Source organism: Variovorax sp. P4_D9 (genome assembly GCF_056401695.1).
This window is the reverse complement of the sequence record NZ_JBFUIU010000033.1, coordinates 18,636-27,346: the sequence shown is the minus strand read 5'-3', so window position 1 is coordinate 27,346 and position 8,711 is coordinate 18,636. Positions and strand designations below refer to the sequence as shown.

Annotated in this window: 7 protein-coding genes; 6 read left to right on the top strand and 1 reads right to left on the bottom strand. The window is 70.0% G+C overall.

Annotated elements, in window-relative coordinates; genetic code table 11:
* Both AC1DY5_RS06100 and AC1DY5_RS06095 read left to right on the top strand, forming a co-directional pair.
* Nucleotides 1-2,955: efflux RND transporter permease subunit (locus tag AC1DY5_RS06100; RefSeq protein WP_478109664.1), on the top strand; the 2,955-nt coding region annotated here is incomplete at its 5' end.
* 31 nt (nt 2,956-2,986) lie between these two features.
* Entirely contained in the window at nt 2,987-4,471 is a 1,485-nt protein-coding gene (locus tag AC1DY5_RS06095) for an efflux transporter outer membrane subunit (protein ID WP_478109663.1), read from the top strand.
* Nucleotides 4,472-4,527: 56 nt separating this feature from the next.
* Here AC1DY5_RS06095 and AC1DY5_RS06090 read toward each other — a convergent pair whose 3' ends face one another.
* Nucleotides 4,528-4,734 carry a hypothetical protein gene (locus AC1DY5_RS06090; protein ID WP_478109661.1) on the bottom strand — a complete coding sequence of 69 codons (207 nt, stop codon included), beginning with the start codon at nt 4,732-4,734 and terminating at the stop codon, nt 4,528-4,530.
* 124 nt (nt 4,735-4,858) lie between these two features.
* On the opposite strand from AC1DY5_RS06090, the gene AC1DY5_RS06085 reads away from it, so the two are divergent.
* From AC1DY5_RS06085 to AC1DY5_RS06070, 4 genes are read left to right on the top strand one after another with little or no spacing between them, the layout of a single operon-like run.
* Entirely contained in the window at nt 4,859-6,331 is a 1,473-nt protein-coding gene (locus AC1DY5_RS06085; RefSeq protein ID WP_478109660.1) for a cobyric acid synthase, read from the top strand.
* Nucleotides 6,328-7,371 carry a nicotinate-nucleotide--dimethylbenzimidazole phosphoribosyltransferase gene (gene cobT / locus AC1DY5_RS06080; RefSeq protein WP_478109657.1) on the top strand — a complete coding sequence of 348 codons (1,044 nt, stop codon included), beginning with the start codon at nt 6,328-6,330 and terminating at the stop codon, nt 7,369-7,371. Before AC1DY5_RS06085 ends, cobT begins: the two co-directional genes overlap by 4 nt.
* Nucleotides 7,368-8,165, top strand: a complete 798-nt coding sequence (locus tag AC1DY5_RS06075) for an adenosylcobinamide-GDP ribazoletransferase (protein ID WP_478109655.1) — start codon at nt 7,368-7,370, stop codon at nt 8,163-8,165. The genes cobT and AC1DY5_RS06075 overlap by 4 nt, the downstream gene beginning before the upstream one ends.
* Complete coding sequence (locus AC1DY5_RS06070) at nt 8,162-8,710, top strand: histidine phosphatase family protein (RefSeq protein WP_478109650.1); 549 nt, start codon at nt 8,162-8,164, stop codon at nt 8,708-8,710. Before AC1DY5_RS06075 ends, AC1DY5_RS06070 begins: the two co-directional genes overlap by 4 nt.
* Nucleotide 8,711: the final 1 nt, after the last annotated feature.

Here is an 8,711-nt window from a genome sequence, read left to right as displayed (position 1 = left end):
GATCCGGACAAGGCCCAGCAGCTGGTGCAGAACCGCGTCTCGCAGGCCGAGCCGCGGCTGCCCGAGGAGGTGCGCCGGCTCGGCATCACGACCATCAAGAGCTCGCCCGACCTGACGATGGTGGTGCACCTGCTGTCGCCCAACGGCCGCTACGACATGACCTACCTGCGCAACTACGCGGTGCTCAACGTCAAGGACCGGCTGGCGCGCGTGCAGGGCGTGGGCGACGTGCAGCTGTTCGGCTCGGGCGACTATTCGATGCGCGTCTGGCTCGACCCGCAGAAGGTGGCGCAGCGCGGCCTCTCGGCCAGCGACGTGGTGCGCGCGATCCGCGAGCAGAACGTGCAGGCGGCGGCCGGCGTGGTCGGTGCATCGCCGGGCCTGCAGGGCGTCGACATGCAGATCTCGATCAACGCCCAGGGACGGCTGCAGACCGAGGACGAGTTCGGCGACATCATCGTCAAGACCAGCGCCGACGGCGCGGTGACCCGGCTGCGCGACATCGCGCGGCTCGAACTCGGGGCCTCGAGCTATGCGCTGCGCTCGCTGCTCGACAACAAGGATGCGGTGGCGGTGCCGATCTTCGCGGCGCCGGGCTCGAACGCGATCCAGATCTCGAACGACGTCCGCGCCACCATGGCCGAACTCAAGAAGAACATGCCCGACGGCGTGGACTACAGCATCGTCTACGACCCGACGCAGTTCGTGCGGGCCTCGATAGAGTCGGTGATCCACACGCTGCTGGAGGCGATCGCGCTGGTGGTGCTGGTCGTGATCCTGTTCCTGCAGACCTGGCGCGCCTCTATCATCCCGCTGCTGGCGGTGCCGATCTCGGTCATCGGCACCTTTGCGGTGATGCACTTGTTCGGCTTCTCGATCAACGCGCTGAGCCTGTTCGGGCTGGTACTGGCGATCGGCATCGTGGTCGACGACGCGATCGTGGTGGTCGAGAACGTCGAGCGCAACATCGAGGCCGGCCTGACGCCGCGCGAGGCCACCTACCGCGCGATGCGGGAAGTGTCCGGGCCGATCATCGCGATCGCGCTGGTGCTGGTGGCTGTGTTCGTGCCGCTGGCCTTCATCAGCGGCCTCACGGGCCAGTTCTACAAGCAGTTCGCGTTGACGATCGCGATCTCGACCGTGATCTCGGCAATCAACTCGCTGACGCTGTCGCCGGCGCTCGCGGCCTTGCTGCTGCGCGGCCACGATGCGCCCAAGGACGCGCTGACGCGCGGCATGGACCACGTCTTCGGCCGCTTCTTCCGCGCCTTCAACCGCCTGTTCCATCGCGGCGCCGAGGGCTACAGCAGCGGCGTCAAGGGCGCCATCTCGCGCAAGGCGCTGATGATGGTGGTCTACCTGGCGCTGGTGGGCCTGACCTTCGGCCTCTTCAAGGCGGTCCCCGGCGGCTTCGTGCCGGCGCAGGACAAGCAGTACCTGATCGGCTTCGCCCAACTGCCCGACGGCGCCACCCTGGATCGCACCGAGGAGGTGACGCGGCGCATGAACGACATCGTCATGAAGCAGCCGGGCGTGGAGCACGCGATCACCTTCCCGGGGCTGTCGATCAACGGCTTCACCAACAGCTCGAACTCCGGCATCGTGTTCGTGAGCCTGAAGGACTTCGACCAGCGCAAGACGGCGAACCTCAGCGCCGGCGCCATCGCCGGGCAGCTCAATCAGCAGTTCGCCGGCATCCAGGACGCCTTCATCGCGATCTTCCCGCCGCCGCCGGTGCAGGGCCTCGGCACCACGGGCGGCTTCAAGCTGCAGCTCGAGGACCGCGGTTCGCTCGGTTACGCAGCGATGGATGGCGCGGTCAAGGCCTTCATGGCCAAGGCCCACCAGACGCCGGAGCTCGCGGGCATGTTCACCAGCTGGCAGGTCAACGTGCCGCAGCTGTATGCCGACATCGACCGCACCAAGGCGCGCCAGCTCGGCGTGTCGGTGACTGACGTGTTCGACACCATGCAGATCTACCTCGGCAGCCTCTACGCGAACGACTTCAACCGCTTCGGCCGGACCTACAGCGTGCGCGTCCAGGCCGATGCGCCGTACCGTGCACGGGCCGAGGACGTCGGCCTGCTCAAGGTGCGCTCGGCCAGCGGCGAGATGGTGCCGCTGTCGGCGCTGATGAACATCCAGCCCAGCTACGGGCCGGAGCGCGCGATGCGCTACAACGGCTTCCTCGCTGCCGACATCAACGGCGGCCCGGCACCGGGCTTCTCGTCGGGCCAGGCGCAGGCGGCGATCGAGCGCATCGCGGCCGAGACGCTGCCGCCGGGCATCCGCTTCGAATGGACCGAGCTGACCTACCAGGAGATCCTGGCCGGCAATTCGGCGCTGTGGGTGTTCCCGCTGGCGATCCTGCTGGTGTTCCTGGTGCTGGCGGCGCAGTACGAGAGCCTGACCCTGCCGGCTGCGATCATCCTGATCGTGCCGATGGGGATCCTGGCCGCGATGACGGGCGTGTGGCTGTCGGGCGGCGACAACAACGTCTTCACGCAGATCGGGCTGATGGTGCTGGTCGGGCTGTCGGCCAAGAACGCGATCCTGATCGTGGAGTTCGCGCGCGAGCTGGAGTTCGCCGGGCGCACGCCGCTGCAGGCGGCGATCGAGGCCAGCCGGCTGCGCCTGCGGCCGATCCTGATGACCTCGATGGCTTTCGTCATGGGCGTGCTGCCGCTGGTGCTGTCGACCGGCGCCGGGGCCGAGATGCGCAAGGCGATGGGCATCGCGGTGTTCTCCGGAATGATCGGCGTGACCGCGTTCGGCCTGTTCCTGACGCCGGTGTTCTACGTGCTGCTGCGGCGCCTGACGGGTAACCGCCCGCTCAAGCTGCATGGCGAGGTGCCGCATCTCGATGCCTTCGTGTCGGGCGACCATCCGGCCGGCGGCGGTGCGGGTGGCGGACTGCGCCCATCGCCCGCGGCACCGCTGCGCGACCACGTCTAGGCGCCACGGCGCCCTCCCAAGGAATTCCATCATGAATGCAAGACTTGAAAACCAAGGCCGGTCCTGGCGCGCCGCGCTGCTGCCGCTGCTCGCCGCTCTGGTCCTGACCGGCTGCGCGACCGCGCCGGCCGAGCTGCCGTCTTTCACGCCCCCGGCGCAGTTCAAGGAGCAGGCCACCGCCCCGCAGGGCGCCTGGACCCGCAGCCAGCCCGCCGAGGCCCAGCCGCGCGGCGAGTGGTGGCGCAGCTTCGACGACCCGGTGCTCGACCACCTGATCGAGCGCGCCGATGCCCGCAACGACACCATCCAGGCCGCCGCGGCCCGGCTGGCCGAGGCGCGGGCAGTGGCGCGCAGCGCCGATGCCGACCAGGCGCCGCAGATCGGCCTGGTCGCCGGCGGCGTGCGCAGTGCCGGCCTGGACCGCAACCTGAGCCCGCGGCCCTCGACGCTGGTCACGGCCGGCTTCGATTTCTCCTATGAGCTGGACCTGTTCGGCAAGCTCTCGCGCGCCAGCGATGCGGCGCGGCTCGACGCGGACGCGCGCGCCGGCCTGCTCCAGAGCACACGCCTGCTGGTGCAGGCCGAGGTGGCCCAGACTTACCTGGCGCTGCGCGCGATAGATGCCGAGCGGGCGCTGGTGCGCGACACGGTCGAGGCCTATCGCGACACGCTGCGCCTGACGCAGAGCCGCGAGCGGGCCGGAGACGTGGCCGAGCTCGATGTCGCGCGGGTCGAGACCGAGGTGGCCTCGAACGAGTCCGACGCGATGACGCTGGACCGCCGCCGCGCCGAGCTGGAGCATGCGCTGGCGGTGCTGGTCGGCGACCTCGCCTCCGATTTCGATGTCGGCACTGCCGAGTGGTCCACCGCCTTGCCGACGATCCCGCCGGGTGTGCCGGCCACCGTGCTGACGCGCCGGCCCGACATCTCGGCGGCACAGAAGTCGGTGCTGGCGGCGCAGGCCCGGGTCGGCGTCGCGCAGGCGGCGTGGTTCCCCGACATCAAGCTGACCGGCGGCGGCGGGTACGCGTCCGCCGATATCGGCGACCTGCTGAAGTGGTCGGCCCGGTCCTGGGGCATCGGCGCCTTGCTGGCCTTGCCGGTCTTCGACGGCGGCCGGCGCGAGGCCGGCGTGCAGAGCGCGTCGGCCCAACTCGATGGCGCCTTGTCGAGCTATCGGTCGCAGGTGCTGGTGGCCTTCAAGGAGGTCGAGGACCAGCTGTCATCGCTGCGCATCTTGGAACAGCAGTCGGGCGTGCAGGCCAAGGCGGTCACCTCGGCGACCCGCGCCACCGCGCTGTCCGATTCGCGCTACCGCAACGGCATGATCAGCCAGCTCGACCTGCTCGATGCGCGGCGCAGCGAACTGCAGAACCGGCGCCAGGCGCTGCAGGTGAAGTCGGCGCAATACCTGGCCACGGTCGCGCTGATCCGGGCGCTCGGCGGCAGCTGGGAGGTGCCGTCGGCGGCGCTGGCACCGGCGGCGGATGCGAAGGAGCGGGTGGCCGGGCGCTGAGACCGGCCGGCTTCAGGCCCCGAGGTAAGCCCGTCGCATGAGGGGTGAGATGTTCTCTATTTCGCCTCCGCCATCTTCCGCAATGCATTCGCGCCCATGACCAGCGCGCTCGCATAGCTCGATTGCGGCGTCGCGGCTGTCTGGATCGGGCTGTAGTAGATCGCCTCGGCGGCCTCGTTGTTGGTGGCTTCCAGGATGACCCAGAAGTACTGATCTTGGCCGCGCTCCTCGACCGTGAGCGCTATATCGCGTAAAGCTGTCATCCGCTTTGGTTCCTGTTTCCCGTGGATGCCTTGAAGCTAAGGGCGAAATGAATGAATGCTTTCGACTTCGTTTCTTGTCCGCGCTCCTTTGCGTGATGGAGTTCACGTAAAGGACAATCTCTCCATGAATTCAAAGCTGCCAAGTGGCCGAAACGCCCGCTGCGTGATGGTGCTCGGCACCACCAGCGGCGCCGGCAAGAGCTGGCTGGCCACCGCCCTGTGCCGCTGGTATGCACGCCAGGGCCTGCAGGTGGCGCCCTTCAAGGCACAGAACATGAGCAACAACGCGCGCGTGGTGGCCGGCGGGGAAATCGGCAGCGCGCAATATTTCCAGGCCCTTGCGGCGCGCGCCGAGCCCGAGGTGCGCATGAATCCGCTCTTGCTGAAACCCGAGCGCGACACCCACAGCCAGGTGGTGCTGATGGGGCAGGTGAGCCCCGAACTCACTGCGCTGTCCTGGCGCGGGCGCAGCGAGCGGGTCTGGCCGCAGATCGCCCAGGCGCTCGACGGCCTGCGTGCCGAGAACGATGTCCTGGTCATCGAGGGCGCCGGATCGCCGGCCGAGATCAACCTGATGGCGAGCGACATCGTCAACCTGCGCGTGGCGCGCCACGCCGCCGCGCGCTGCCTGCTGGTCACCGACATCGATCGCGGCGGCGCCTTCGCGCACCTCTACGGCACCTGGGCGCTGATGCCGGAACAAGACCGGGCGCTGCTCGCCGGCTTCGTCCTCAACAAGTTCCGCGGCGATGCCGCGCTGCTGGCGCCGGCGCCGCAGCAACTCGAGGCGCTGACCGGCGTGCCCACGGTCGCCACCTTGCCAATGTGGTGGCAGCACGGGCTGCCCGAGGAAGACGGCGTGTTCGACGATCGTAGCGTGTCCGGCGGCGAGGTCACGCGGACGGTCGCCGTGGTCGTCTATCCCCGGATCAGCAATCTCGACGAGTTCCAGCCGCTCAAGAACATCGCCGGCGTGCGCCTGCGCTGGGCGCGCAGCCCGGCCGACGTGGCGGGCGCCGACTGGATCGTCCTGCCCGGCTCGAAGAACACCAGCGCCGACCTGGACTGGCTGCGCGCCCAGGGCCTGGACCGGGCGGTGGCGGCGCACGCGGCACGCGGCGGCGCGGTGCTGGGCATCTGCGGCGGCCTGCAGATGCTGGGCGAGGCGCTGATCGATCCGCATGGGGTCGACGGCAACGGACCGGGCCTGGGCCTGCTGCCGGTGGTCACGACCTTTGCGCAGGACAAGACGGTGCGTCACCGTGACGCCGCATTCGGCCCCCTGGCTGGACCGTGGGCGGCGCTCTCGGGGGTCGCGGTGCGCGGCTACGAGATCCATCATGGCCAGACCGTCGAGCATCCCGCGATGGCGGCAGCCGGCGACCGTGCCGTCGCCGTGATGGCCGACGACCTGGCCTGGCAGAACCGCGGCGGCAACGTGCTCGGGCTCTACCTGCACGGCCTGTTCGAGGACCCGGCGGCGCTGCAGGCGCTGTTCGGAGTGGCGGCGCGCACGCTCGACGCCGTCTTCGATGGCCTGGCGGACCATATCGATTCCTACTTTGAACCGGGCGTGCTCCGCTCCCTGATCGAATGACCCTCGAACTTCCCTTCATCGACGACCTCGAAGATCCGGCACTCGCCGCCCGCCTTAAGCAGCGGCTCGACGGCAAGACCAAACCGGTCGGCGCCCTCGGCCGGCTGGAGGCGCTGGCCCTGCGGCTGGGCCTCGTTCTCGGCACCGAGGCGCCCGCGCTGGCAGAGCCGCAGATGCTGGTCTGCGCGGCCGACCACGGGCTGGCCGCGCGCGGCGTGTCGGCCTATCCGAGCGACGTGACCTGGCAGATGGTGAAGAACTTCCTTGGCGGCGGGGCTGCGGTCAGCGTGCTGGCGCGGCAGCACGGCATAGCGCTGACCGTGGTGGACTGCGGCGTGCGCCACGACTTCTCGCCGACCGAGGGCCTGCTGATCCGCAAGATCGCCCCTGGCACCGGCGACGCCTCGATCGGCCCGGCGATGAGCGCCGCGCAATGCGCGCAGGCCATCGCCAACGGCATGGCGGTGGTGCGCGGGCTGTCGGGCAATGCGCTGCTGCTCGGCGAGATGGGCATCGGCAATTCATCGGCGGCGGCGATGCTGCTGGCGCGCCTAGCCAACCAGGACATCGATGCTTGCACCGGTTCCGGCACCGGGCTCGACGCGGCCGGGCGGGCCCGCAAGCGCGAGGTGCTTCGCGGCGTGCTCGATCGGCATGCCGCGGCCACCGCGCCGCTGGAGGCGCTGGCGGCTTTCGGCGGCTTCGAGATCGCCACGCTGGTCGGCGCGGTGCTGCAGGCGGCGCTGGAGCGTCGCGTGATCGTGCTTGACGGCTACATCGCCAGCGCCGCGGTGCTGGTCGCCGCGGCACTGCGGCCGGAGGTGGTCCAGCGCTGCGTGGCGGCGCACCAATCGGCCGAGCCCGGCCATCGCCTGCTGTTGAATCACCTGCGCCTCGAGCCCTTGCTGCAGCTCGACCTGAGGCTCGGCGAAGGATCCGGCGCCGCGCTGGCTTGGCCGCTGCTCGAGTCGGCGTGCCGCATCCTGCGCGAGATGGCGAGCTTCGAATCGGCGGGGGTCTCGAAACGGGAGCCCGCGTGAACGGCGTGCGCCACTTCCTCCTGGCGCTGCAGTTCTTCACACGGGTTCCGGTCACCGGCGGGCTGGCGACCTGGGTCGGGTTCAGCCCGGCAATGCTGCGTGCCAGCGCGGCCCAYTTCCCCGGCGTCGGCTGGCTGGTCGGCGCGGTCGGGGCCGGTGTCTTCCTGGGGCTGCGCGCGGGCCTGCCCGGTGCGGCCGGCGCCTGCGCGGCGGCGCTGTTGTCGACCGTCGCCACCGTGTTGATGACCGGCGCCTTCCACGAAGACGGACTGGCCGACGTGGCGGACGGACTGGGCGGGTCGGCCGATCGCCTGCGTGCGCTCGACATCATGAAGGACTCGCGCATCGGCGCCTTCGGTGCGATTGCCCTGGTGCTGGCGCTCGGGCTCAAGGTGGCGCTGCTGGCGGCGTTGGCGGCGCAGGGCGCGATGGTCGCCGCGCTGGCCTTGCTGAGCGCCCATGTGCTGTCGCGGCTCGCCCCCTTGTTCCTGATCCGCCGGCTGCCCTATGTCGGCGATGCGAACGGCGCCAGCAAGGCCAAGCCGCTGGCCGATGCGATCGACGGCACTGCCTTGGTCGTCGCGGTCGTCTGGTCGATTCCGGCGATCGTGTTGCTGATCTGGGCGCATGGCATCGGGTGGGGTCTCGCGGCTCTCGGCCTGTGCGCCTTGGCCGCGCTCTGGATGGCGCGACTCTTCCGGCGTCGGCTCCATGGCTTCACCGGTGACGGCCTGGGTGCAACGCAACAGGTCTGCGAACTTGCGATCTACCTGGCATTGGCCTGGCGGCCATGAAGCTGCTGTTGATCCGGCATGCGAAGACCACCGCGGCCGACGGTCTCTGCTACGGCCGCACCGACGTGCCGGTGCTCCCTGAGCTGACGCGTGCGGCAGCCGCGCAAGTGGCCTTCGAACTGCCGTCCGGTGCCGCCATGGCCTGCTCCCCGCTGCTGCGCTGCAGCGAACTGGCCGAGGCCATCTCGGAAATTCGGCCCGAGTTCCGTGCGGTGACCGATCCGCGGCTGGCCGAGATGGATCTCGGCGTCTGGGAAGAGCGTCCCTGGGCGGCGATCGATCGCGCCGAGCTCGAGGCCTGGAGCCGCGACTTCGCTGACACCCGGGCCGGCGGCAACGGCGAGAGCACGCGCCAGTTCATGTGGCGTGTCGCCGGCGCCTTCGACGCCTGGCGCGCCAGCGGGCGAGATGCCGTGTGGGTGACGCACGCCGGCGTGATCCGTGCGGTGCGGCTGCTGCATGGAGGTGTGCGCGTGGTCGAGCGCGCCGACCAATGGCCGTCCGAGCCGATCGCCTTCGGCGCGCTGGTCGGCTTCGAGCGCTGAT

Coding starts and splice junctions, on each gene's coding strand:
- AC1DY5_RS06095 (WP_478109663.1), top strand. CDS start 2,987: ATGAATGCAAGACTTGAAAACCAAGGCCGGTCCTGGCGCGCCGCGCTG.
- AC1DY5_RS06090 (WP_478109661.1), bottom strand. CDS start 4,734: ATGACAGCTTTACGCGATATAGCGCTCACGGTCGAGGAGCGCGGCCAA.
- AC1DY5_RS06085 (WP_478109660.1), top strand. CDS start 4,859: ATGAATTCAAAGCTGCCAAGTGGCCGAAACGCCCGCTGCGTGATGGTG.
- cobT (WP_478109657.1), top strand. CDS start 6,328: ATGACCCTCGAACTTCCCTTCATCGACGACCTCGAAGATCCGGCACTC.
- AC1DY5_RS06070 (WP_478109650.1), top strand. CDS start 8,162: ATGAAGCTGCTGTTGATCCGGCATGCGAAGACCACCGCGGCCGACGGT.